This window comes from Halobacterium sp. KA-4 (genome assembly GCF_021028995.1).
Taxonomy (GTDB): domain Archaea; phylum Halobacteriota; class Halobacteria; order Halobacteriales; family Halobacteriaceae; genus Halobacterium.
On sequence record NZ_JAJJZG010000001.1, the window covers coordinates 45957 to 69319 of the forward strand.

Here is a 23363-nt window from a genome sequence, read left to right on the forward strand (position 1 = left end):
CTCGCGACGGCCGCGATGGGCGTCTACGCCCTGCTCGTCGTCGGCGCGACGTCCGCGCTGACGAACGCGGCCGCAGCGTGTCGCTCGTGGCCGGCCTGCGACGGACGCTGGTACGCCCTCGACTCGCTCTCGCTGGCGGTCGTCTGGGGCCACCGGACCGCAGCCGTCGTCACCGGCGTACTCGTACTCGCCGCCGCGGTGATGGCGTGGCGCCGCGACTCCTCCACGCGCGTCCGCGCTGCGGTCACCGTCGCGCTGGCCGCCTACCCCGTCCAAATCGCGCTCGGCGCGCTCACCGCGACGACGCCGGCGTCGGCCGCGCTCGGCGGCGCACACCTCGCACTCGGCGTGCTCATCTTCGCCGGCCTCGTCGCCGCGCTCGCGTGGACGCTGGAACTCCAGACGGGCCACCTCCCCTCGGCGGAGTGGGAGGGCGAACCGAAAGATGACGACGGCGACGACAGCGTCCCGACCACCGGCCCGCTGGCGACCGCGTACGCGTACTTCCGGCTGACGAAGCCGCGCCTGATGTGGCTGCTCTGCCTGGTCGCCGCAGCCGGCATGGCGCTGGCCGCCGGGCCGAGCCTCCGCGCCGAGACGGTCGTCGCGACGCTCGGCGGCGGCGTGCTCGCCATCGGCGCGTCGGGCACGTTCAACCACGTACTCGAACGCGAGAAGGACAAGAAGATGTCCCGCACCGACGACCGGCCAATCGCGACCGACCGCATCCCGAAGCGCAACGCCATCGCGTTCGGCGTGACGCTGGCGGCGGCGTCGCTGGCCGCGTTCTACAGCGTGAACCCGCTGACCGCGGCGCTCGGGTTCACCGCCATCGTGTTCTACTCGGTGGTGTACACGCTCGTGTTGAAGCCCAACACCCGACAGAGCACCGTCATCGGCGGCGCGGCGGGCGCCCTCCCCGCGCTCATCGGCTGGGCCGCGGTGACGGGTGACGTGGGCGTCGCGGGCCTCGCGCTCGCGACGGTCATCTTCCTGTGGACGCCCGCGCACTTCTACAACCTCGCGCTCGCGTACAAGGACGACTACGAGCGCGGCGGCTTCCCGCTGATGCCCGTCGTCAGCGGCGAAGCCACGACCCGCAAGCACATTGTCTACTACCTCGGCGCGACGCTCGTCGCCGCGGTGGCGCTGTCCGCGCTCGCAGGCCTCGGCGTGCTATACGCGGCGACGACGGTCGTCTTCGGCGGCGTCTTCCTGTACGCCGCGATGCGCCTCCACCGGGAGCGCGACCGCGCCGCCGCGATGCGCGCGTTCCACGCGTCGAACGCCTACCTCGGCTGCCTGCTGGTGGCGGTCGTCGTGGACGCGATGGTGGTCTGAGTGGGCGCGTCAGTCTCGCTCTCCCCGAGCCGGTTCCAGCCCACGCGGAAGACGCTGCTGTACGCCGCGCTCCTGCTGAACGGCGAACTCGCCGCCGTCCTGTTCTACTTCGCGGTGTCGTCGTCGGTCCCCACCGACCCCGTGATACTCGCGTACCCGTTCGTCTGGATCAACGCCTCCATCTGGGCCGTCTCCCGGGTCGACCTCCCGGACGCCTCCCGCCGACAGCGCCTGCTCGCGCTCGGCGTCGGGCTCGCGTACTTCCTCCTGTTGGGAGGGGTCGGCGGCATCTACATGTTCCACGGTGCCGGCCTCGGCGCGCGCATCTCGTGGCTCTCCCCCGGCTGGGGGCCCGCATTCGTCTACAGCGGCGCGAGCCTCACCGTCAGCCTCCTCCCGTTCAAGGTCGTCGGCTACGCGACGCTGGCGTACCTCGTCGCCGCCACCGTCCTCGACGCCGCGAAGACCGGCGTCGCGGGCCTGCTCGGCCTGCTCGCGTGCGTGAGTTGCACGTGGCCGATAGCCGCGACCGTGTTCACGGGTGCGTTCGGCAGCGCGTCCGCGCTCGCGGCCGCCGCGCAGAACGAGCCGTACGGACTCTCGACGGTCGTGTTCGTCTCCTCCGTCCTGTTGCTCGTGTGGCGGCCGACGCGGTAGCCGGCCGCGTTCCGCAGTGCTTTACGTCCGCGCCCGCCGACTCCACAGTATGACTCCCGTAGTCGTCGCCGAGGCCGTCGAGAAGGCCTACGGCGACACCACCGCCGTCGACGGCGTCTCGCTGTCGGTCGGCGAGGGCGAGGTGTTCGCGCTCGTCGGCCCGAACGGCGCGGGCAAGACGACGCTCGTGCGCTGTCTGACCGGGACGACGACGCCCGACGGCGGCAGCGTCGAGTTGCTCGGCGACGAGCCCAGCGAGACCAACGACCAGCGCGTGGGCCTCCTCCCGCAGGACTTCGCGCCACCGGACCGCCTCACCGCGGGCGAACTCGTCGGCTACTACGCCGGCCTCTACGACGACGCCCGCGACCCCGAGGCAGTCCTCGCGGAGGTCGGCCTCGACCCCGACACGGAGACGTGGTACGGCGACCTCTCGGGCGGCGAACAGCGCCGCGCGTGCGTCGCCGCGGCGCTCGTGAACGCGCCGGACGTACTGTTCCTCGACGAACCGACGACCGCCGTCGACCCGGCGGGCCGGCGCGCGCTCTGGCGCGTGTTCGAGGACCTCGCCGAGTCGGGCACGACAATCTTCCTCACGACCCACGACATGGCCGAAGCACAGCGCCTCGCGGACCGCGTCGCACTACTCGCGGACGGGCGGGTCGCGGCGACGGGAACCCCCCGAGAGCTCGTCGCCGAGCACGGCGGTGAGCCGCGACTGGTCGTCGAACTCCCCGAGGAACCAGCGGAAGCGCCCGACCTTCCCGGGTTCGACCCCGAGGTGACGCGGGAGGGACTCGTCTTCTCGGACGTCGCACCCGAGGCCATCGGCGACGTCGTGACGGCGCTCGACGACGCCGGGGTCGAGTTCGAAGCACTGTCGTGGCGCGAGCCGACGCTGGAGGACGCGTACCTCGCGCTCGCCGGTGACATCGAGGGCGTGGAGGTGCAGCGATGAGCCGGCTGGCTCGCATCCGGGCGGAAGCGACCGCGGCCTACCGGACGTTCCTGCGGCGTCGAACGGCGGTGTTCTTCACGTTCTTCTTCCCGGTGTTGCTCATCGTCATCTTCGCCGGGCTCGTCCGCACGACGTCGGGCAGCGGCGGGCTGTTCACGGAGCCGACCGCCTACTACGTGCCGGCGTACCTCGCGACCGTCGTGCTGTTCACGCCGCTGTCCCGCGTCGGGAGCACGGTCGCGCGCCACCGCGAGGGTAACCGCTTCGAGAAACTCTCGACGACGCCGCTGACCCGCGCGGAGTGGCTCGCCGCGCACACGCTCGTGAACGTCGCACTCATCGCCGCCGCGTCCGCGGTGCTGCTGGTCGCGCTGCTCGCGACGGGTGCATCGTTCGCGCTCTCCCCGTGGCTCGCCGTGCTCGTGCCCGCGACGTCCGTGGTGTTCTGCGGCGTCGGCGCGGTCATCGGGAGCTACGCGGACGGCCAGGACGGTGCCATCGCCGCGAGCAACGGCATCGCGCTCCCAGTCCTGTTCCTCTCGGAGACGTTCGTCCAGCCCGAACTGTTCCCGGCGTGGTTCCGACCCATCGTGGACCTCTCGCCGCTGGCGTACTTCGCGCGCGGCGTCCGCGCAGCCACCACGCAGGGGGGCGACGTGACGACGAACACGGCCATCGTCGTGGTGCTCGCGGTCGTCGCGTTCGCCGTCGGTACGCTCGCGATTCCGTGGACCGAGTGAGAAGAACTACGCCACGAACCCGGTTCGCTGGGTGACTGCGGCCGCGCCCGCGACGACCGACAGCACGACCGCGACGGCAGCGACGCCGACCCACAGCGTGAACGCGAGACTCGCCAGCGCGCCCGCGAGCAGCCACTGCGCGACGCCGAGCGGCACCGCGAGAACGCCAGCGACGGTGGCGGTGCGCGTGGCAATCGTCTTCGCTTGCGCGACGCGGAGCGCGGTGGCGTCCGCCTGCGATTCAGCCGAGCCGAGAACCGTCTCCGCGCCGTCGCCCGCGACGAACGTCGTGTTCCAGCAGCGCTCGCAGGGCGGGTCGGGATCGGGCTGGCGCGTCCCGCAGGCCTTGCAGCGCCACACCTGTTCGTCGTCGTCGGCGTCCATGCTGGCGTCTTCTCCCGATTCCGCGAGCAAGTAGCTATCGATGCTCCCGTCCTCAACCCATCTGCTATTGCAGATTAGACAGCCGGTACGGGAGGGAATGAAAGGGGCGGCGGGCTCGCGCTTGCCTGGTCGTCTCGCGACGCAAGCACCGCAGGAACGAGCACAGCGAGTGACGAGGAGCACAGCGAGCGAGCGACCGCGAGCCCGCCGGGGCTTTCGAGGAAGCGTAGACGACAGAGAGCGAAACTACTGCAAACGAACCTAGCGCGGGACCCAGGAGTAGACGTGGTTGAGCATCCAGTAGGTGACGACGCCGAGGAACAGCGACAGCGACCACGCCGTCACGGCAATCCGGCCGTACTTGGCGTGGCTCGTCTCCCGCAGTTCCGCCGGGGTGTGCGTGAGGCCGAGCGTGATGGCGTAGAGGACGACGGGGACGGCGACGACGGAGAGGACGATGTGGATGGCGAGCATCAACAGGTACAGCGGTTCGACGACGCCGGCGTACTGGGCGAGGAACTGGCCTTCTTCGATGACGATGGACTTCTCGAAGCCGCCGCCGACTTTCCAGAGGTAGAGCACGAGGAACACGCAGATGAGCGCGAACGCGGTCAGCATGGCGGCGCGGTGCTTCTGGACGTCGCCGCGCTTGATGAAGGCCGCACCCACGAGCAGGCTGGTGAGCGCGAGCGTGTTCACGACGGCGATGGCGTCCGAGAACAGGAGGACGGTCTCGTCCGAGAGCGGCGGGAACAGCGGGACGACGCCGGAGAAGGCGGCGGCGACGAGCGCGTAGCCGACGACCGAGAGCACGACGGTGACGCGGCGCGGGTTCGCTCGTGCGTAGTCGGAGACGGAGGTCATGGGCGGACGTTCGGCCCCGGCCACAAACCCGCTTTCGCTTCTCGCGGGAACAACCGGAGTTTGGGTAGCGCAAGCAGAACTGTAATAGAAGTCCGTTAGAGTGAAACACGTATGTGGCAAAATTCGGGTTATGAGCCACGAATCCCAGCGGAACATCCGGTGCCTGGTGGCCAAAGTCGGACTCGACGGCCACGACCGGGGCGCTCACGTCATCACGCGGGCGTTCCGCGACGCCGGATTCGAGGTCATCTACTCCGGGCTCCACAAGGCCCCCGAGGAGATCGTGCAGGCGGCCGTCCAGGAGGACGTCGACGTGCTCGGCATCTCCATTCTCTCGGGCGCGCACAACACGCTCGTCCCGAAAGTCGTCGAGGGCCTCCAGGAGTACGACGCCTTCGAGGACACGCTCATCATCGTCGGCGGCATCGTCCCCGACGAGGACCGCGAGGGCCTGAAGGAGGCGGGCGTGGACGCCATCTTCGGGCCGGGGACGCCGATGGAGGAGACCATCGAGTTCATCCGAGCGAACGTGAAGCGGCGTGACTGAGATGGCCGCCCAGGACGCTCCCGACCTCGTGGACGAACTGCTCGCTGGGAAACACCGGGCGCTCGCGCGCACTATCACGCGCATCGAGAACCGGTCGCCGGGCTACCGCGACCTCGTTGCCGCGCTCTACCCGCACACGGGGAACGCGGACGTCGTCGGCATCACGGGCAGCCCGGGCTCGGGGAAGTCGACGCTCGTGGACAAGATGGCGAAGGCGTACCGCGACCGCGGGCTCACCGTCGGCGTCATCGCCGTCGACCCCTCCAGCCCCTTCACTGGTGGCGCGGTGCTCGGGGACCGCATCCGGATGGCGTCCACCGCGACGGACATGGACGTATTCTTCCGGTCGATGTCCGCACGCGGCAGTCTCGGCGGCCTCTCGACGGCGACCACGGACGCCGTCAAAGCGCTGGACGCGTTCGGGAAGGACAAAATCATCATCGAGACGGTGGGCGCCGGACAGAACGAGGTCGACGTCGTGAAGACTGCGGACACGGTCGCCGTGCTCGTGCCGCCCTCCTCCGGCGACGACGTCCAGATGCTGAAGGCGGGCATCCTCGAAATCGGGGACGTCTTCGTCGTGAACAAGGCGGACCTCGCCGGCTCGGACAAGACCGTCACCGAACTGAAGAACATGCTCGAGATGCGCGAGGGCGAGGCCGGGGACTGGGACCCCGAAGTCGTCGAGACGATTGCGAACACCGGCGAAGGCGTGACCGAGTTCCTCGACGTGCTCGACGCCCACGCCGACTGGCTCGACGAGTCGGGCCGCCGCGAGGCCAAGCGCCACCAGCGCCACGCCGAGGAACTACGGAACCTCCTGCGGGAGGACGCGAGCGAGCTCGTCGAGGACGAACTCGACGCACGCGGCGGCATCGACGAACTCGTCGAGCGCATCGACGCCGGCGAGACGACGCCGTACGACATCGCCGACGACGTAATCGAGCCACTCGCGGACTGCCTCGACCAGCAACGCGACTGATTCTGTCACAACGGCTAAGCGACTGGCGGCTGAACCTCCTGGCATGCGACTTCGTAGACTCCTCGCTGGCGGCGTCGGCACCGTCGCGGCCGCGGACCTCCTCGACCGCGGCCTCCGCGCGAAGGCCGGCGAGTTGCCGCCGGCGCTCGCGGGCGCACAGGACACCTACCGGTGGCGTGGGTTCGACGTGGCCTACACCGAGGCCGGCGACCCCGACCGCCCGGACGTGGTCTGCCTGCACGGGATTCACGCCGCCGCGTCGAGCCGCGAGTTCGCGGGCGTCTTCGACGCGCTCGCCGAGGACTACCACGTGATTGCGCCCGACCTGCCGGGGTTCGGGCGGACCGACCGCCCGCCGGTCGCGTACACGTCCTCGCTGTACGAGGAGTTCGTCGCGGACTTCGTCTCCGAGGTCGCCGACGACCCGGTCGTCCTCGGAACTTCGCTCTCGGGCGCGTGGGCGGCGATTGCCGCCGGGGAGGCGGACGTCTCGGGGCTGTTGCTCGTCTGTCCGACCGCGGACACCGGTCCGCGCCGACCGTGGTTGCGCGCGCTCCTCCGCTCGCCCGTGCTCGGCGCGGCGGCGTTCGACGCGCTGACCGCGAAGCCGTCGCTGCGGTTCTTCGACGAGCGCGACGCCTTCTACTACCCCGAGCGCATCCCCGAGGGACTCGTGGACTACCAGTGGCAGACCGCCCACCAAGAGGGCGCACGGTTCGCACCCGCGTCGTTCGTCGGCGGCTACCTCGACGCGGACGTCGACCTCGGTGCCGAACTCCGCGAGCGCGACTGCCCGGTGACGCTCGTCTGGGGCCGGGAAGCCACCATCTCGACGCTCGCCGCCGGCCGGGACGTCGCCGAGGACGCGGACACGCGGCTGGTCGTCGTCGACGAGACACGCCTCCTCCCGCACGCAGAACAGCCCGAGGTGTTCCTCGACGCGGTCCGCGAGGACCTACCGCGGCTCGAAGACCACTAACCGCTCGCCCCGCGTCTCCGTCTCGCCGAACCCGGGTTCGACGTCCAGCCCGATTTCGACGTCCTCGACGTCCGCCTGCACCTGCCCCGTGAGCCGTACGGGGCCGAAGTCCACGACGGCCGTGACGTAGGGTGCGTCGTCGGCGAACGACGGCGCAGGAACGTGAACTCTCGTGTACGTCGCCACCTCGCCGGAGTCGGGGAGTGGCGTTTCGTCGAGGTCGGCGCTCCCGCACTCCGGGCAGACGCGCCGCGGCGGCAGGCTCCCGTGGCCGTTCGCGCACTCCACGTAGTAGCCCTCGCCGTCGGCGAGCGCGTCGAGGAACTCGTCGAAGCCCGCGTCGCGCACGGGTTCGTCGTCTTCAGTCATTCTGCGACCTCCTCCAGAACGTGAACGACGGCACTCGCCACCGTCCCACCGGCGTTGTGCGCGACGCCGACGCGCGCCTCGGGAACGTGCTCGCTGTTGACGTGGTCGCCGCGCAGCAGTTTCGTGAGTTCCGCGACCTGGCTCGTCCCCGTCGCGCCGACCGGGTGTCCCTTCGCCTTCAGTCCCCCGGAGAGGTTCACGGGGAGGGCGCCGTCCTGCGTAGTTATCCCGTCACGGGCAGCCGTGATTCCCTCGCCGGTCTCGAAGAAGCCCAGCGACTCCAGCGCGAGCACTTCCGCGATGGTGAAGCAGTCGTGGACCTCCGCGAGGTCCACGTCGTCGGCTGCGACGCCGGCGTCGGCGTAGGCTTCCTCGGCGGCCTCGGTGGCGGCGGGCGAGGTCGCGACGTTCTCGCGGTCCTGCAGCGCCATCCGGTCGCCGCCCTGTCCCGTCCCGGTAATCGCGACGCCCGCGTCGAGGTCGTTGGTTTCTGCGTAGTCCTCGCTGACGAGGACGACCGCGCTCGCGCCGTCGGTCACGGGGCAGGCGTCGTAGAGGTGCAGCGGGTCCGCGACCGCCGGCGAGTCCAGCGCAGCCTCCACAGTGATTTCGCGCTGGTACTGCGCGTGCTCGTTGCCCACGGCGTTGGCGTGGTTCTTCACCGCGACGTGCGCGAGGTCCTCGCGCGTGCCGCCGAACTGCTCGAAGTACGCCGTCGCCATCATCGCGTACGCGCCAGGGAACGTGACGCCCGCGCGCACCTCGTACAGTTCGTCCGCGGCGATGGCCAGCGCCTCCGTCGACCCCGCGGTCGAGAGGTTCGTCATGCGCTCGGACCCACCGACCACGAGCACGTCGGCCTCGCCGTTCCGGACGTCGCGGACGGCCTGCCGGAGCGCCACGCCGCTGGACGCACAGGCGCTCTCGTAGCGCGTCGCCGGCGCCTGCACGCCAAGCGCCTCCGCCGCGAGCGGCCCCTGGTGGCCCTGGTGCTCGCTCAACTCGCCCATGAAGTTGCCGTAGTAGACGCCCTCGACGTCGTCGCGGGCGACGCCAGCGTCCTCGATGGCGGTCGCCCCCGCCTCCGCGAACAGGTCGCGGCTCGTGCGCTCGGGGTGGCGGCCGAACTTCGTGATTCCGGCGCCGGCCACGCGAACCTTCGTCATACCACAGGATTGTTCGAGTAGGGTCAAAAGGTGTGGGGAACCCCGGGTTACATCCCCATGTCCGCAGCCGCGTCCGGCACCGGGAGGTCGTTCGGAGCAACGCCGAGCAGTTCCGCGGCGTGGTCTAGGGCCATGTCGAAACCGTAGTACCGCTCTAGTTCGTCGCCGTCCGCGGTCGGGCGCACCTTCAACATCGCGTACCCCTCGACGTTCTGCGCGACGGCGGCGGTCCGGCCGTCGCGCTCGAACGCCAGCACGCGCTCGGTGTCGGTCTCGTAGTAGCGGGCGGTGACGTCGCCGGCTTCGGCGGTCTCCTCGATCATCGTCGGCGATTCGGCCGGCCGGGGGAAAAACACGACGGGTCCGCGCTCGCCGCGGGCGAGCCGGGCGACGGCACCGCCGTCCCCGAATCGTTTTCAGCGCGGCGGGCCTGCGTCGAACTGATGCGAGTCGCCACGCGGAGGGGTAGCGTTGGCTGAAGGCGAACCGACGACCGAGCACAGCGACAGCGACAGCGTGCAGTCCGTGGACTTCACCGCGGCGGGCGTCCGCGAGGGGTTCGTCGCGGGGTTCCCGGTGGCGGTCGGCGTCGCGGGCTACGGCGTCGTCTTCGGCGTGGTCGCGCGCCGCGCGGGATTGAGCGTCGCCGAAGCCGGACTGATGAGCGCGACCGTGCTCGCGGGCGCCGCGCAGTTGGTCGCCGTCGAACTGTGGGCGGACCCGATTCCCGTGGTCGCGGTGGTCGCGACGACCGCGCTCGTGAACCTCCGGTACGTGCTGATGGGCGCGGCGCTGCGGCCGTGGCTCCAGCAGCTCACGGTCCCCAGAGCCTACACGAGCGTGTTCTTCTTCGCGGACGAGAACTGGGCGCTGTCCATCGGGACGCTGCGCTCCGGGAGCCACAACGGCGCGTTCCTGTTCGGGAGCGGCGTCGTGCTCTGGCTGCTGTGGATTGTCTCCACCGTCGTCGGCGCGACCGCCGGCGACCTCGTCGGCGACCCCGCAACGTACGGTCTGGACTTCGTCGCGACGGCGCTGTTCCTCACGCTCGCCGCCGGCTTCTGGGAGGGCAAGGAGTCGCTGCGACCGTGGGTCGTCGCAGCGACCGCCGCGCTCGCCGTGCACGCCGTCGTCCCCGGCGAGTGGTACATCCTCGCGGGCGCGCTCGCCGGCGCCGCGACCGAGGTGGTGACCTACGATGATTGATGCGCTCAGCCTCGACCCGACCGTCGTCGCCGTGATTCTCGCGATGGCCGCCGTGACGTACGCCACGAAGGCGGGCGGGTTCTGGCTGCTCGGGCGCGTCGACCTCACCGAGCGCGCGGAAGCCGGCATCGACGTGCTCCCGGGCGCGGTCGTCGTCGCGTTCGTCGCGCCCGCGCTCGCCGAGGGCGGGGTTCCCGAGTGGGTCGCCGCCGTCGCGACCGTCGCCGTCGCGCGCAAGACCGGGAACCTGCTGGTGTCGCTGGCGGTCGGCGTCGCCGTGGTGCTCGCGGTCCGGAACGTGCTGTAGCCGCGGGCCGGCGCCTGCACCACACCTTTTGTGTCGGCTCCCTAACGAACCAGTCGAGTGATGGGCGACCACCCGGCGGACCGGCACGGGAGACGCGAGTTGGAGCACGACCGATGAGCGGCGATGGCGGGCCAACGCCGCCGTCGGAACGCGTCGTCGGCCTCGACGCGCTCCGCGGGTTCGCGCTGCTGGGGATTCTGGTCGTCAACGTCCGACTGTTCTCGATGCCCGAAGTCGTGCTGTTGAATCCGACGGCGTACGGCGACTTCGCGGGCGCGAACTACTGGGCGTGGTTCGCCGGCCACGTGCTCGTCGAGCAGAAGTTCATCACGCTGTTCACGCTGCTGTTCGGCGCCGGCATCGCGCTGTTCACCCGCAACCGCGAGCGCCGCGGCGACCCGGTGCTCGGCCTCCACCTCCGGCGGTCAGTGTTGCTCGTCGCGTTCGGCCTCCTGCACGCCTACCTGCTGTGGTACGGCGACGTGCTCGTCGCGTACGGCGTCACCGCACTCTGGGTCGTCTCCGCGCGCCACGAGACGGTGCGCCGGCAGGCAGTGCTCGGGCTCGGGCTGCTCCTCGTGCCGTCCGCGACAGAAGTGCTGTCCGCGCTGTTCTCGGACCTCTCGGCGTTCGCGCAGACGTGGCGGCCGGCCGAGACAGAGCTCCGCGCGGAAGTCGAAACGTACCGGAGCGGCTGGCTCGCACAGATGGCCCACCGCGTGCCGACCTCGTTCGAGCGCCAGACGGCGGGTTACCTCGCGTCGACGGGCTGGCGCGTGAGCGGGTCGATGCTGCTCGGAATGGCGCTGTTCGAGTGGGGCGTCCTGACGAACGACCGCTCGCAGCGGTTCTACCGGCGGCTCGCCGCTGTCGGCGGCGCCACCGGGCTCGCAATCGCGCTCGCCGGCGTCTGGTACGTCGAAGCCAGCAACTGGACCCCGGCCGCGGGCCTGCTCTGGCGGCAGTTCAACTACTGGGGGAGCCTCCCGCTCGCCGGTGCGTACGTCGCACTCGTCATGCTGTACGCGCGCCGGCGACCCGACGGCGTCCTGACACGCACGCTGGCGGGCATCGGCCGCACCGCCTTCAGCAACTACCTCCTCCAGAGCCTGCTCGCGACGTGGATTTTCTACGGGCACGGCCTCGGGCTGTTCGGCCGCGTGACGCGATTCGAAGCGCTCGGCGTCGTCGCCGCAATCTGGGTCGTGCAGGCCGCCCTCTCGATGCTCTGGCTGCGACGGTTCCGCTTCGGGCCGATGGAGTGGCTCTGGCGCACGCTCACGTACAGCGAGCGCCAGCCGCTCAGAAGTGACTGACTACTTCAACAGCCGCTGCGCGATGGTGTTTCGGAGCACTTCGCTGGTGCCCTCGTAGATTTCGTTGAGTTTCGCGTCCCGGTAGTAGCGCTCCACGGCGAAGTCCTTCGTGTAGCCGTAGCCGCCGTGGATCTGGATGCCCTCGTTGGTGACCTCCCGAGAGATTTCGGAGGCGTACAGTTTGGCCTGCGCGGCGTCCTTGATGAAGTCCTCGCCGCGCATCTTCTTGTCCGCGGCGCGGTGCATCAGCAGTTTCGCGGACTGAATCTTCGTGTCCATGTCCGCGAGTTTGTGCTGAATCGCCTGGAAGTCGCTGATGGGCTGGTCGAACTGTTCGCGAGCCTGCGCGTACGTCAGGCTGTCGTCGAGGGCTGCGCGAGCCAGCCCGATGGAGCGCGCGGCGATAGTGATGCGGCCGCCGTTGAGCGTTTCGAGCGCCTGCTGGAAGCCCTCGCCCTCTTCGCCGAGAAGGCGGTCTGCAGGGATTCGCATGTCGTCGAAGCGCAGTTCCGCGGTCGGACAGCCCTTGTCGCCGAGTTTGTCCTCCGTGCCTTCGACGTGGAAGCCGTCGTCCTCGTCCGGGCGCACGACGAACGACGAGATGCCGCGGTGGCCGGCGTCGGGATCGGTCTTCGCGAACAGCACAATCGTGTCGGCGACGCTCCCGTTCGAAATCCAGAGCTTCTCGCCGTCGATGACGTACTCGTCGCCTGCGTGCCCGCTGGCACGTTCGGCGGTGGTCTCCATCGAGGGGACGTCCGAGCCCGCGCCCGCCTCCGAGAGCGCGAACGCGCCGATGTCGTCGCCGCGGTTCATCGCCGCGAGGTACTCGGACTTCTGGTCGTCGTCGCCGTACTGGTAGAGCATGTTCCCCGCGAGGCTCGTGTGCGCCGCGACGACCGTGCCGAGTCCGCCACTGCCCCGGGAGAGTTCTTCGAGCGCGATGGCGTACGAGTGGTAGTCCAGGCCCGCGCCGTCGTACTCCTCGAGGAACGGCATCCCCATCAGGCCGAGGTCGCTCATCTCGTCGATGAGGTCCCGCGGGAACTCGTCGTCGTGGTCGATGTCGTCCGCACGCGGAATCACTTCCTCGTCGACGAAGTCAGAGACCATCTCCTTGATTTGGCGCTGTTCGTCGCTGAGGCTGAAGTCCATGCGTGGAACGTCCGAGTGGTGGGTCTTTACTTTTCTCCCCGGCGTGCCCGAGCAACGCGAGGGCACGGAACGTCGAGCGGTGAACATCGTGAGTCGCGAGCGGCGTGGCCGAGAGTCCCTGACCATTCCACGAGCATCGCGGCTGGGAATCCGTCGGTTCGCCGAACCGTCCCCCGTCCCTTTTTGCGCGTGGTCCCCGTAACGGGGGTATAGCGATGGTCGGAGGCCACCCACAGTCCCCCCAGCCCGCGGCCGACGAGCGCGCGTGGTGCCACGACGCCGTGCAGAACGTCTCCCGCACGTTCGCGTTGACTATCGACGCGCTCGAGGAGCCGATGGCGACGCGCATCTGCGTCGGCTACTTGTTGTGCCGCGTGGCGGACACCGTCGAGGACGCCACGTCGATACCGCCCGCCGAGCAGGCCGCGCTCCTGCGGACGTACGACCGCGTGCTCGACCCCGGCGACGAGACGGACGTCGCGGCGTTCCTGGCGGACGTGGAGCCACACCTGCCGGCCGAACTGGACGCCGACTGGACGGTCGTCGCGGAGGCGGACCGAGTCCTGCGGGCGTTCGAGAGCCTCGACGCCGACGCGCAGACGGCGATTCGGCCGACCGTCCGCGAGATGACGACCGGGATGGCGTCGTTCGTGGAGCGGTACGCCGAGGACGGCGGTCTCCGCATCCAGTCCGTGGAGGAACTCGAAGAGTACTGCTGGTACGTGGCGGGGACGGTGGGGGAACTCGTCACGGAACTACTGGCCGCGGACGCGGCTCGCGAGGAGGCGGCGACAATGCGCGAACACGCGCGCTCGTTCGCGCTGCTCCTCCAGCTCGTGAACGTCGCGAAGGACGTCCGGCCGGACTACCACGAGGAGAACAACGTCTACCTGCCGGCGTCGTGGCTGGACGAGGCGGGCGTCGACCCGGACGCGGTGGCGGACCCGTCGAACGCGGACGGCGTTGGGAGCGTCGTCGAGCGCGTCGTCGACCGCGCACGGGGGTACGCGGACGGCGCACAGCGGTGGCTGGAGGCGATGCCGACGACCAGCGGGAACACGCTGGCGGCGTGGACGGTACCGTACCTGCTGGCGGTCGGGACGATGCGGGAGCTCCGCGACCGACCCGGAGACGTCGTCGTGGACGGCGACGTGAAGGTCTCGCGCGCGGAGGTGCACGCGGTGCTGACGCGCGTTACGGACGACTTCGACCGGGCGGCGCTGGACCGCCTGCGCGAGCGCATCGCGAGCCAGTCGCTGGCCTGAACCCGGAACGCGTTAGTCGCTGCCGACGCCACTGCTTCTCATGGAGACAGTCGCCGACGTCGTCGCGAGCCTCGACGACCCGGACCGACCAGTCGTGCGCGCCGACCGCGTCCACGACGCCCGCGAGTTCCGGTCGCAGACGTACAAGACCGGGAACGCGCTGCGGCACTGCGGCGTCCGCGAGGAAGCCGGCGTCGCGATTCTGGACGTGCCCGCGCCCGCCGCGCTGCAGACGTTCCTCGGCGCGGCGCTGCTGGGCGCGACCGTTGAGTTCGGCCCGGACCGCGTCGTCGAGGCGCGCGTGCTCGCGGGGCCGACTGCGGAACTCGGCGAGTACGACCTGCCGCCGGGCGGCCAGCGCGTCGGCTGGGGGGAGCCGCCCGCCGACCCGTCGTGGATGTACTTCGAGCGCGACGTGTGGAGCGAGAACCCGACGTTCCCGGAGCCGTCGGTCACGCCGGAGACCGAACTGCTCGCCGGCGTCACGCACGGCGAAGCGGTCGACGCGGCGCAGCGGGTCGCCGAGCAGTACGACGCGGACGACCGGGTCGCAGTGCGCGCGCCGTTCGCGGAGCCGGGGACGATTGTCGCGGGCGTGCTCGCGCCGTTGCTCGCGGGTGCGTCGATAGTGCTGCCGCCCGCCGGGGGCGCGGGGACGGTCGCGGTCGCGACGGGTGACGCGCCCGAGGACCGCGTGGTCGCGCCGGGCGACGCCGCGCCGTAGGCGACCGTCCGTGAATGAGTACCAATCTCGCGGAACCGCTATTACCCGGGGGTGAAATGGGGGACACATGCCAGATGCAGTAATCAGCTGGGGTGGCCGAGCCTCCACGGGCGCGGCCGAGTCCGAGCGCGCCGACGGCGCCCCCGAGGGCGACGGAGGCACCCAGTGCGGCACGCATCGAACAGCGGGAGCGAGCGGCAGCGAATCGAGCGGCGACGTGATGAGCGAGTGATGCCCGGGCCGATACTCGAAGTCGGCGACGACCTCGTCCTGCGGACCGTCGAGCGCGAGGACGCGGCGTTCCTCCAGCGGCTGTTCACGGACCCGTACGCGCGCCTCGGCCTCCACGCGGGCGGCCACAAGAGCGAGGCGGAGGTCGAGGAGTTCGTCGAGGAGGAAGTCGAGGACGACTCCAACGCGGCCTACCTCGCGTGCGTGGACGAGGACGACGCGCCCTACGACCACCCGGACGACGAGGAAACGACGCCGGTAGCGTTCGTGTTCGCGAGCCACGTCGACCGCGACCGTCCGGGCCTCGTGCTTTGGGTGCCCGAGGAGCACCGTGGCGAGGGCTACGGCGCTGCCGCAGTCGACCTCGCGCTGAAGGGGCTGTTCCGGACGTACGACGCCCACACGGTCGGCGCGGAAGTGCTCGAGGGTGACGACTACACGCGGGCCGCGTTCGAGACTGTCGGCTTCGCCGACGAGGGCCGCGGCCGCGAGGTGTGGTTTGCGGAGGGCGAGTACCAGGACGCCATCGAGTACGGCTTGCTCCGCGAGGAGTGGGAGGACCGATAATGCCCGGGCCAGTCGTTACCGAGGGCGAGCGCGTCACGTTCCGCACCGTCGAACGCGACGACGCGGCGTTCATCCAGCGCTCCTGCACGGACCCCCGCATTCGCTACTCGCTGGGCTCGATTCACCACCGCTCGCGCGCCCAGCAGGAGGAGGGCATGGAGGAGTGGATAGAGAGCGAGGGCACTGTGACGTTCGTCGCGTGCGACGATGAGGAAGACGCGCCTCGCGGCCACCCCGACGAGGAGGAGACCACGCCCATCGGGAGTTTCAACGCGCGCCACGTGGACGGCGACCGCGTGTGGCTGTCCTACTGGCTGCTCCCCGAGTACCACGGCGAGGGCTACGGCCGCGACGTGGCCGAGACGGGTATCGACTACGTCTTCGAGAACTACGACGTCCACGGCATCACCGCGGGCGCCTACGAGTTCAACGACGCCTCCCGCGGGCTGCTGGAGGCGATGGGGTTCACGCAGGTCGCGCGCCGCCGCGAGTCCCGGTACATCGACGGCGACTACTACGACGAGGTGCGCTACGACCTGCTGCGCCGCGAGTGGGCTGAACAGTAATTCTTTTTTGCGCGTGCTCGGTCGGTGCCGGCAGTGACCGAGACGACCGCGCGTTGTCTGATTCGGGAGCTCGACGAACTGTTCGTCGAGGAGGTCGTCGACCCCGACGAGGGTCGGGTCTACCGGCCGTTCGGCCGTGAGGTCGAACCAGACGAGTCCTCCGAGGAGGCCGTCCGTGTGGCGTTCCGGGAGACGCTCGGCGTGGACCTCTCGTGGGTGACCGAATTGGGCGAGTACGACGGCGTGCGCGTCTTCGAGGCGAGCGCCGACCAGAACTGGCTGTACGACGAGACCGGAATTACGGTCTACGACCCCGAGACCGGGGAGACGATGCGGCTGGCGTGGCTCCACCGCGAGGACTTCGAGAAGTACGGGGAGACGCTGCGCCCCGCGGGGCTGCTGGCCGACCTCTGACTACTGGGCGTTCTCGATTGCGTCGATGGCGTCGGGGTTCTCGATGCTGGAGCGGTCGCCGATGTCCTCGTCGGTGTACGCGCCCTCAATGGCGCGGCGGACGATTTTCCCGGACTGGGTCTTCGGGAACTCGTCGACGAACAGCACCTCGCGCGGGCGGAACGGCTTGCCCAATTCGGCGCCGACCTGCTCGCGGAGTTCCGCACGGAGGTCGTCGCTGGGTTCGACGTCGTCCTCCAGAATCACGTACGCGACGACGGCCTCGCCCGTGGTGTCGTCGGGGACGCCGACCGCGGCGGCCTGGTTGACGGCGTCGTGGTCGATGAGCGCGCCCTCCACTTCGGCGGGGCCGACCTTCCGGCCGGCGACGTTGATGGCGTCGTCCGCGCGGCCGTGCAGGAACCAGAAGCCGTCCTCGTCGACCTGCGCCCAGTCGCCGTGGTTCCAGACGTCCTCGAAGCGCGACCAGTACTCCTCAAGGTAGCGCTCGTCGCCGCTCCACAGGGACTTGGTCATCGCGGGGTTCGAGGAGCGCGCGACGAGGTAGCCACGCTCGTGGGCGTCCTTGATGGAGTTGCCGTCCTCGTCGACGACGTCGATGTCCATCCCGAGCCCGGGGCCGCCGAGCGTGCAGGGCTTGAGGGGTTGGATGGGCATCGGCATGAGGAAGCAGCCGAACACCTCGGTACCGCCGGAGATGTTGATGATGGGTGCTTCGCCGTTGCCGACGTGCTCGTAGAACCACTCCCAGCTCTCGGGGTCCCACGGCTCGCCCGTCGACCCCAGCAGGCGCAAACTCGAGAGGTCGTGGTCCTCCAGCCACTCGTCGCCGTATTTCCGGAGCGCGCGAATCGCGGTCGGCGAGATGCCGAATTGGGTGACGCCATGGCGGTCTATCATCTCCCAGAAGCGGTCGGGCTCGGGGTGGTCGGGCGCGCCCTCGTACATCACGATGGTGCCGCCGAACGCGTGGTTGCCGACGAGCGTCCAGGGGCCCATCATCCAGCCGATGTCGCTGACCCAGAAGAAGCGGTCGCCGGGCTGCTGGTCGAAGCCGAAGTGAATCTCCTTGGCGGGCTGGACGAGCGTGCCCGCGTGCGTGTGGACGATACCCTTCGGCTTCCCCGTCGTCCCCGACGAGTACAGGAGCATGCAGGGGTCGCTGGCGTTCATCTCGCGCGTCTCGAAGTCGTCGAGCTGCGTCTCGACGGCCTCGCTCCACCACTCGTCGCGGTCGTCGTCCCACGGAATGTCCGCGCCTAGTCTATCGTAGACGATGGTGTGTTCGACGTGGCCGGCTTGTTTGATGGCCTCGTCGGCGGTCTCCTTGAGCGTGATTTCGTCGCCGCGGCGGTAGAAGCCGTCCCCGGTGAACAGCACCGAGCACTCCGCGTCCGAAATCCGGGTGGCGGTGGCGTCGACGCCGAACCCGGAGAAGATGGGAACGGCGATAGCGCCGACCTTGAAGATGCCGTAGAGGATGCTCTGGACCTCCGGCACCATCGGCATGTAGAGGCCGACCGTGTCGCCCTCGCCGACGCCGCGCTCGGTCAGCGCGTTCGCGACCTGATTGGCCTGCCGGTGGAGGTCGTGGTAGGTCTGCTGGCGGACCTCGCCGTCCTCGCCCTCCCAGATGCAGGCGACGTGGTTGCGGGTGCCCGAGTCGACGGCGGCGTGGCGGTCGACGGTGTTGTGCGCGACGTTGAGTTTCGCGCCCGGATACCATTCCGTGAATTGCGGGCCCTCGGAGTCGTCCCGGACCTCGTCGAAGCCCTCGTAGAACTCCAATCCGAGGTAGCCCGGGAGCTCCCCCCAGAACCAGTCGAGGTCCGAGGTGGTGCGCTCGACGAGTTCGTCGTAGTCCGCAATGGCGTACGTCTGCATGAACTGCCAGACGTTCGTGGACTCGACGAACTCGTCGTCGGGTCGGTGGACGATCTCGTCCACTTCGTCGAGGGTGTCCATACGTGGCAACTCTTGCGTTCCCGTCAAAGGTGTTTCGCAGTCCCCGGCGCGCGGGCTGACGCCGAGAGCGTCGGATGTGTGGCCGTAGACGCATCAAAAACGTTATTAAAATATCCACCGTTCGTTCGGTTAATAAATGATGCCGAGCGGTCCCTCCACCGACCGCGGGGGCGTCACCACGGTAGTGGTGGTCGCCGCCGTCGCCGCCGTGGTCGTCGCCGGCGCGCTGTGGTTGGTCGCCGCGCCCGAAGCCACCAGCCAGCCAATCGGCACGGACGCCAGCGAGCAGTACGCCAGCATCGACGGCGTCACCGCGACGGAGACGACGGTCGTCGAGCGCGGGAGCCGCACGAGCCGAACGATCGCCGAGGTGGCGCTCCGGCCCGGAACGGACCAACGCCGCGAGGTGGTCGTGAACGAGAGCAAGCGCTACGAGGTGACGGTGTCAAACGGGTCGACGATGTGGTTCTACGACGGCGACGCGAATCGTGCGAAGCGCGTGCCCTTCTCGCCGACGCCGAACGACGCAACCAGTCGCGCCGACCGCATCGAGCGGCTGTTCACTGCACTGAACGTCACGCAGAGCGACGAGTCCACGAGCGCGTCCGGGCCAGAAGTCGCGCCGCTGCCCGTCGTTCCGGACGCCGCAAGCGAGCCGAACGCGTCCACCGACACGGCGCTCGGCGTCGAGTACCGCGGCACGACGACAGTCGGCGACCGCGAGGTGTACGTCCTCCACGTCGCGCCGCAGACCGACGGCGCGGCCTACGAGCAGACGCTACTGGTGGACACGCAGCGGTTCTTCGTGCTGGAACAGCGCACCGAGTGGGTCGACGACGGGACACGCGTCTCCGTGCGCACGACGTACACGAACGTCTCCTTCGACCCCGGGCTGACCGCGGACGCGTTCGCGTTCGAGCCGCCGGCGAACGCGACTGTCGAGCACGTCGACACGCCGGAGACGACGACCTACGAGAGCGCGGCGGCGCTCCGTGAGGCGACGAACGTCTCCGTTCCCTCCCCGGAACTCCCGGCGTCGTTCCGCCCGACGTACACCTCCGAGACGACCGGCGACATGCACGGCGTCGGCCTCCGGTACGTCAACGAGACCGGACGCATCACGGTCGCGAAGTACAACCGGACGTTCCCCGCGGACGGCGACCGCACGGTCTCGGTCGGCGACACCGACGCCGCGGTGACGTACGGCCCCACGGCGTCGGTGTCGTGGAACTGCGAGGAGTACCGGTACACGGTTCGCGGGCAGGACGTGCCCGCGTCGGTGCTCGTGGAGGTCGCGCGCTCGGTCGCCTGCGAAGGGTCGTCGGCGTGATATTTTAGTCGAGTGGCTGCGAACGTCCGCGAGTGACCCGAGCCCTCCTCACAGCCCTGGTCCTCGCCAGCATCGTCACCGGCGTCGTCGCCGGTAGCGGCGCGGCTGCGGACGCCGACGCCAGCCTGGTCGCGCGCTATCCGGCGGAGAACGGTTCGATGACCGAAACGCCGGTCGTGACCGCCGAGGACGTCGCCTCGGCCGAACCGACGACGACCCAGCACGGACAGCCGGGAGTTACGGTCACGCTGACCGACGCGGGCGTGCAGTCGTTCACCGACACACTCGTCGACGCCGGATTCACGTCCGACGACGCCACCGGGAACTGTCCGGCCGACGGCGCGGAGCGGAACGACGAGGGGTACTGCCTGCTCACCGTCCTCGACGGCGACGTCGTCTACGCGGCGGCGCTCTCGCCGTCGCTGGCGGACGCCATCGAGGGTGGCGCGCTCACGGACGGCCCGCAGCTGTTGCTCGCCACCGCCACCGAGCCGAACGCGACCCGGCTCGCGGAGGCGTTCGGCGCGTCGGTCTCCGAGAACACGACCACAGCGCGCACACAGACGCCGACGACCAGCGACTCGGCCGAGAATGGGACAACGACAACCACGACGGAGACGAGCGTTCCCGGGTTCGGTGTCGTCGTGGCGCTGCTCGCAGTCACGCTCGCCGCCGGCGTGCTGTCGCGTCGGTGACCGACAGCGGCCATGTTTAGTCGAGCGAAAGCCGGCCGGGGAACCGCTATCGGGTGGGAATCGAAAGGGGCCGACCGCTCGCGGAGCGAGCCGACGTAAGCACCGCAGGCCGAAGGCCGAGGAGCACAGCGAGGCGCAGCCCGCGAGCGGGAGGGGGCTTTCGAAGAAGACGTTGTAACCATTCTCCCGTCCTGTCCCCTCCGTAACTAAACAGTATCCCGACGGCCCCGCAAACGCTTTTCCGAGGGGCGTCCAAGGGAGGAGTATGTACGCCCGCGACGCGAAGAAACACGAGGAGGTGTGGTTGCTCGACCGCCTCGACGAGTTCGGGTTCGAGGACCCGGCGTTCCGCTCGCGGGACTACGTGCTCGCCATCGACGAGCAGACCAACGAGCGCGCGGGGTTCGCGCGCCTCCGCGTGCACTCCGTCGACGACGAGCAGGTCTGCGAATTCACGAACATCGGCGTGCTCGAGGACTGGCGCAGCCGCGGCGTCGGCGCACACCTCCTCGAGCACCTCGTGGAGGACGCCCGCGACCAGGGCTTTGAGACGGCGTACGCGCTCACGGACGAGCCCGAGTACCTCGCGCAGTTCGGCTTCCAGCGCGTGCCCGCGGACTCCCTGCCCGAGCCGCTCCCGGACCGGCTGGACGCCACCCGCGAGTACCAGCCCGACGCGGTGCCGGTCCGCCTGGACTTCGCGGACTTCGAGATTCCCGAGCGCCTCCGGAAGCGCTTCACCGAGCGCGAGAGCGACGAGGAGTCCGAACCCGAGGAGTCCGCCGAGGACTTCGGCATCGACTCGGACTCGGCGACGTACAAGTACGACACGGGCGGGTGACGGAGGGCTTCGGGGAGCGCACGAACTAAGGCACAGTCCCGCCTCGCTCCAATCATGTTCGACGACGAGGACCTCGCAGCGATTCGCGAGTCCCGCGAGGAGTGGGAGGAAGACTCCCTTTCGCCGACGCTCGACCGGTTCGGGGAGCGCAAGGACGAGTTCCAAACCGACACCGGCGGGCAGTCCGTCGACCCGCTCTACACGCCCGACGACGTCGCGGACCTCGACTACGAGGAAGACCTTGGCTTCCCCGGCGAGGACCCGTACACGCGCGGCGTCTATCCGACGATGTACCGGGGGCGGCTGTGGACGATGCGCCAGTACGCCGGCTTCGGCACGCCCGAGGAGACCAACGAGCGCTTCCACTACCTCCTCGACCAGGGCCAGACCGGCCTCTCGATGGCATTCGACCTCCCCACCCAGATGGGCTACGACTCCGACGCCACCATGGCCCAAGGCGAAGTCGGCAAGTCCGGCGTCGCCATCGACACGCTCCGCGACTTCGAGAAGGTCTTCGACGGCATCCCGCTGGACGAGGTGTCGACCTCGATGACCATCAACGCCCCCGCCAGCGTCCTCTTGGCGATGTACATCGCGGTCGGCGACCAGCAGGGCGTCGACCGCTCCGAATTGCGCGGCACCATCCAGAACGACATTCTCAAAGAGTACATCGCGCGCAACACCTACATCTTCCCGCCGGAACCCTCGATGCGCATCATCACGGACATCTTCGAGTACTGCGCAGCGGAGACGCCGAAGTTCAACACCATCTCGATTTCGGGCTACCACATCCGGGAGGCGGGTGCGACCGCGGCCCAGGAGATTGCGTTCACGCTCGGTGACGGCATCGAATACGTCCAAACAGCCCTTGATGCTGGCTTGGATGTCGACGAGTTCGCGCCCCAACTCTCGTTTTTCTTCAACGCCCACAACAACATCTTCGAGGAGGTGGCGAAGTTCCGCGCCGCGCGCCGCATGTGGGCGTCGATTATGGAGGAGCGCTTCGACGCCACCGACCCCAAGAGCAAGCAGTTGAAGTTCCACACGCAGACCGCGGGGTCGATGCTGACCGCCCAGCAAATCGACAACAACATCGTGCGCGTCGGCTACCAGGCGCTCGCCGCGGTGCTCGGCGGCACGCAGAGCCTCCACACGAACGGGAAAGACGAGGCGCTCTCGATTCCCACCGAGGAGTCTGTCCGGACGGCGCTCCGGACCCAGCAGATTCTCGCCCACGAGTCCGGCGCCGCAGACACCATCGACCCGCTCGCGGGGAGTTACTACGTCGAGAACCTCACCGACGAGGTCGAGGCCGAAGCCCGCGAGATTCTCGACGACGTGGACGACCGCGGCGGGATGCGCCAGGCTGTCGAGGACCAGTGGGTGCAGCGCCAGATTCAGGACGTGGCGTTCGAGCGCCAGCAGGAGATCGAGGACGGCGAGCGCATCATCGTCGGCGTCAACGAGTTCGAGGTCGAGGAGGACGAACCCGAGGTCGACATCGAGGAGGTCACCGCCGAGGATGAGCGGCAGAAAGTCGAGCAAGTCGAGTCCGTCAAAGCCGACCGCGACGAGGAGGCCGTCGAGGCGGCGCTCGCCGACCTGAAGGACGCCGCGGCGGGCGAGGAGAACGTGATGCCGTACATCGTGGACGCAGTGAAGGCGTACGCCAGCGTCGGCGAAATCTGTAACGCGCTCCGGGGCGTCTTCGGCGAGCACCAGCCCGGCGCCGCGCTGTAGACGCGGCCGGCGTCGCCGCGACGCCCCGTATTATGGGGCTCCCGGCCGGAGTTG

The 23363-nt window shown here is 69.4% G+C and carries 27 protein-coding genes; 20 read left to right on the top strand and 7 right to left on the bottom strand.

Annotation, left to right across the window (positions count from 1 at the left end):
• The first annotated feature begins 15 nt into the window (after window positions 1–15).
• The 4 genes from cyoE to LPA44_RS00255 are packed head-to-tail and all read left to right on the top strand — an operon-like array spanning window position 16 to window position 3696.
• On the top strand, window positions 16–1341 hold the full coding sequence (cyoE, locus tag LPA44_RS00240) for a heme o synthase (RefSeq protein ID WP_230887938.1): 1326 nt from the start codon (window positions 16–18) through the stop codon (window positions 1339–1341).
• On the top strand, window positions 1342–1998 hold the full coding sequence (locus LPA44_RS00245; RefSeq protein ID WP_230887596.1) for a DUF7546 family protein: 657 nt from the start codon (window positions 1342–1344) through the stop codon (window positions 1996–1998).
• A gap of 49 nt (window positions 1999–2047) precedes the next feature.
• Window positions 2048–2956, top strand: coding sequence for an ABC transporter ATP-binding protein (locus LPA44_RS00250; RefSeq protein ID WP_230887597.1), 909 nt, complete (start codon window positions 2048–2050; stop codon window positions 2954–2956).
• Window positions 2953–3696 carry an ABC transporter permease gene (locus LPA44_RS00255; RefSeq protein WP_230887598.1) on the top strand — a complete coding sequence of 248 codons (744 nt, stop codon included), beginning with the start codon at window positions 2953–2955 and terminating at the stop codon, window positions 3694–3696. The genes LPA44_RS00250 and LPA44_RS00255 overlap by 4 nt, the downstream gene beginning before the upstream one ends.
• 6 nt (window positions 3697–3702) lie before the next feature.
• Here LPA44_RS00255 and LPA44_RS00260 read toward each other — a convergent pair whose 3' ends face one another.
• The gene (locus LPA44_RS00260; protein ID WP_230887599.1) at window positions 3703–4110 is read right to left on the bottom strand and encodes a hypothetical protein; all 408 of its coding nucleotides are present in this window, start codon (window positions 4108–4110) and stop codon (window positions 3703–3705) included.
• A gap of 231 nt (window positions 4111–4341) precedes the next feature.
• Window positions 4342–4944, bottom strand: a complete 603-nt coding sequence (locus LPA44_RS00265; RefSeq protein WP_230887600.1) for a DUF420 domain-containing protein — start codon at window positions 4942–4944, stop codon at window positions 4342–4344.
• Window positions 4945–5074: 130 nt separating this feature from the next.
• Between LPA44_RS00265 and LPA44_RS00270 the strand changes: the two genes are divergently transcribed.
• Genes LPA44_RS00270 through LPA44_RS00280 form a run of 3 tightly spaced genes read left to right on the top strand, consistent with a single transcriptional unit; the run spans window position 5075 to window position 7452 of the window.
• Window positions 5075–5491 (top strand): cobalamin B12-binding domain-containing protein, encoded by a 417-nt coding sequence (locus LPA44_RS00270; protein ID WP_230887601.1) that lies wholly within the window; start codon window positions 5075–5077, stop codon window positions 5489–5491.
• Window position 5492: 1 nt separating this feature from the next.
• Window positions 5493–6473, top strand: a complete 981-nt coding sequence (gene meaB / locus LPA44_RS00275; RefSeq protein ID WP_230887602.1) for a methylmalonyl Co-A mutase-associated GTPase MeaB — start codon at window positions 5493–5495, stop codon at window positions 6471–6473.
• 43 nt (window positions 6474–6516) lie between these two features.
• On the top strand, window positions 6517–7452 hold the full coding sequence (locus LPA44_RS00280; protein WP_230887603.1) for an alpha/beta fold hydrolase: 936 nt from the start codon (window positions 6517–6519) through the stop codon (window positions 7450–7452).
• Here the strand turns inward: LPA44_RS00280 and LPA44_RS00285 are convergent.
• Genes LPA44_RS00285 through LPA44_RS00295 form a run of 3 tightly spaced genes read right to left on the bottom strand, consistent with a single transcriptional unit; the run spans window position 7429 to window position 9310 of the window.
• Window positions 7429–7821: a Zn-ribbon domain-containing OB-fold protein gene (locus LPA44_RS00285; RefSeq protein ID WP_230887604.1), complete on the bottom strand. Its 393-nt coding sequence runs from the start codon at window positions 7819–7821 to the stop codon at window positions 7429–7431. The two genes, LPA44_RS00280 and LPA44_RS00285, sit on opposite strands and share 24 nt — an antisense overlap.
• The gene (locus tag LPA44_RS00290; protein ID WP_230887605.1) at window positions 7818–8987 is read right to left on the bottom strand and encodes a thiolase domain-containing protein; all 1170 of its coding nucleotides are present in this window, start codon (window positions 8985–8987) and stop codon (window positions 7818–7820) included. Before LPA44_RS00290 ends, LPA44_RS00285 begins: the two co-directional genes overlap by 4 nt.
• A 47-nt stretch (window positions 8988–9034) precedes the next feature.
• Entirely contained in the window at window positions 9035–9310 is a 276-nt protein-coding gene (locus LPA44_RS00295; RefSeq protein ID WP_230887606.1) for a DUF7111 family protein, read from the bottom strand.
• Between the two features lie 148 nt (window positions 9311–9458).
• Here LPA44_RS00295 and LPA44_RS00300 point away from each other — a divergent pair, with 148 nt between their 5' ends.
• From LPA44_RS00300 to LPA44_RS00310, 3 genes are all read left to right on the top strand, one after another.
• Complete coding sequence (locus tag LPA44_RS00300) at window positions 9459–10193, top strand: AzlC family ABC transporter permease (RefSeq protein ID WP_230887607.1); 735 nt, start codon at window positions 9459–9461, stop codon at window positions 10191–10193.
• Window positions 10186–10500, top strand: a complete 315-nt coding sequence (locus tag LPA44_RS00305; protein WP_230887608.1) for an AzlD family protein — start codon at window positions 10186–10188, stop codon at window positions 10498–10500. Before LPA44_RS00300 ends, LPA44_RS00305 begins: the two co-directional genes overlap by 8 nt.
• 113 nt (window positions 10501–10613) lie before the next feature.
• Complete coding sequence (locus tag LPA44_RS00310; RefSeq protein WP_230887609.1) at window positions 10614–11816, top strand: DUF418 domain-containing protein; 1203 nt, start codon at window positions 10614–10616, stop codon at window positions 11814–11816.
• Here LPA44_RS00310 and LPA44_RS00315 read toward each other — a convergent pair whose 3' ends face one another.
• Entirely contained in the window at window positions 11817–12971 is a 1155-nt protein-coding gene (locus LPA44_RS00315; protein ID WP_230887610.1) for an acyl-CoA dehydrogenase, read from the bottom strand. It lies immediately after the preceding gene.
• Window positions 12972–13186: 215 nt separating this feature from the next.
• Here LPA44_RS00315 and LPA44_RS00320 point away from each other — a divergent pair, with 215 nt between their 5' ends.
• The 6 genes from LPA44_RS00320 to LPA44_RS00345 all read left to right on the top strand — a co-directional run bounded on the left by LPA44_RS00320 (window position 13187) and on the right by LPA44_RS00345 (window position 16738).
• Window positions 13187–14236 carry a squalene/phytoene synthase family protein gene (locus LPA44_RS00320; protein ID WP_230887611.1) on the top strand — a complete coding sequence of 350 codons (1050 nt, stop codon included), beginning with the start codon at window positions 13187–13189 and terminating at the stop codon, window positions 14234–14236.
• Window positions 14237–14276: 40 nt separating this feature from the next.
• Window positions 14277–14960 carry a hypothetical protein gene (locus tag LPA44_RS00325; protein WP_230887612.1) on the top strand — a complete coding sequence of 228 codons (684 nt, stop codon included), beginning with the start codon at window positions 14277–14279 and terminating at the stop codon, window positions 14958–14960.
• A gap of 67 nt (window positions 14961–15027) precedes the next feature.
• Entirely contained in the window at window positions 15028–15192 is a 165-nt protein-coding gene (locus tag LPA44_RS00330; RefSeq protein WP_230887613.1) for a hypothetical protein, read from the top strand.
• Window positions 15192–15758: a GNAT family N-acetyltransferase gene (locus tag LPA44_RS00335; protein ID WP_230887614.1), complete on the top strand. Its 567-nt coding sequence runs from the start codon at window positions 15192–15194 to the stop codon at window positions 15756–15758. Before LPA44_RS00330 ends, LPA44_RS00335 begins: the two co-directional genes overlap by 1 nt.
• A complete protein-coding gene (locus LPA44_RS00340; RefSeq protein WP_230887615.1) occupies window positions 15758–16324 on the top strand; it encodes a GNAT family N-acetyltransferase in 567 nt (188 codons plus the stop codon). Before LPA44_RS00335 ends, LPA44_RS00340 begins: the two co-directional genes overlap by 1 nt.
• A 33-nt stretch (window positions 16325–16357) precedes the next feature.
• The gene (locus LPA44_RS00345; protein ID WP_230887616.1) at window positions 16358–16738 is read left to right on the top strand and encodes a hypothetical protein; all 381 of its coding nucleotides are present in this window, start codon (window positions 16358–16360) and stop codon (window positions 16736–16738) included.
• On the opposite strand, the gene LPA44_RS00350 is transcribed toward LPA44_RS00345, so the two are convergent.
• The gene (locus LPA44_RS00350) at window positions 16739–18703 is read right to left on the bottom strand and encodes an AMP-binding protein (RefSeq protein WP_230887617.1); all 1965 of its coding nucleotides are present in this window, start codon (window positions 18701–18703) and stop codon (window positions 16739–16741) included.
• 136 nt (window positions 18704–18839) lie between these two features.
• On the opposite strand from LPA44_RS00350, the gene LPA44_RS00355 reads away from it, so the two are divergent.
• From LPA44_RS00355 to LPA44_RS00370, 4 genes are all read left to right on the top strand, one after another.
• Window positions 18840–20033: a LolA family protein gene (locus tag LPA44_RS00355; RefSeq protein WP_230887618.1), complete on the top strand. Its 1194-nt coding sequence runs from the start codon at window positions 18840–18842 to the stop codon at window positions 20031–20033.
• Between the two features lie 32 nt (window positions 20034–20065).
• Complete coding sequence (locus LPA44_RS00360) at window positions 20066–20728, top strand: PGF-CTERM sorting domain-containing protein (protein ID WP_230887619.1); 663 nt, start codon at window positions 20066–20068, stop codon at window positions 20726–20728.
• 265 nt (window positions 20729–20993) lie between these two features.
• Window positions 20994–21569, top strand: a complete 576-nt coding sequence (locus LPA44_RS00365) for a GNAT family N-acetyltransferase (RefSeq protein WP_230887620.1) — start codon at window positions 20994–20996, stop codon at window positions 21567–21569.
• A gap of 54 nt (window positions 21570–21623) precedes the next feature.
• Window positions 21624–23309: an acyl-CoA mutase large subunit family protein gene (locus LPA44_RS00370; RefSeq protein ID WP_230887621.1), complete on the top strand. Its 1686-nt coding sequence runs from the start codon at window positions 21624–21626 to the stop codon at window positions 23307–23309.
• Window positions 23310–23363 lie beyond the last annotated feature (54 nt).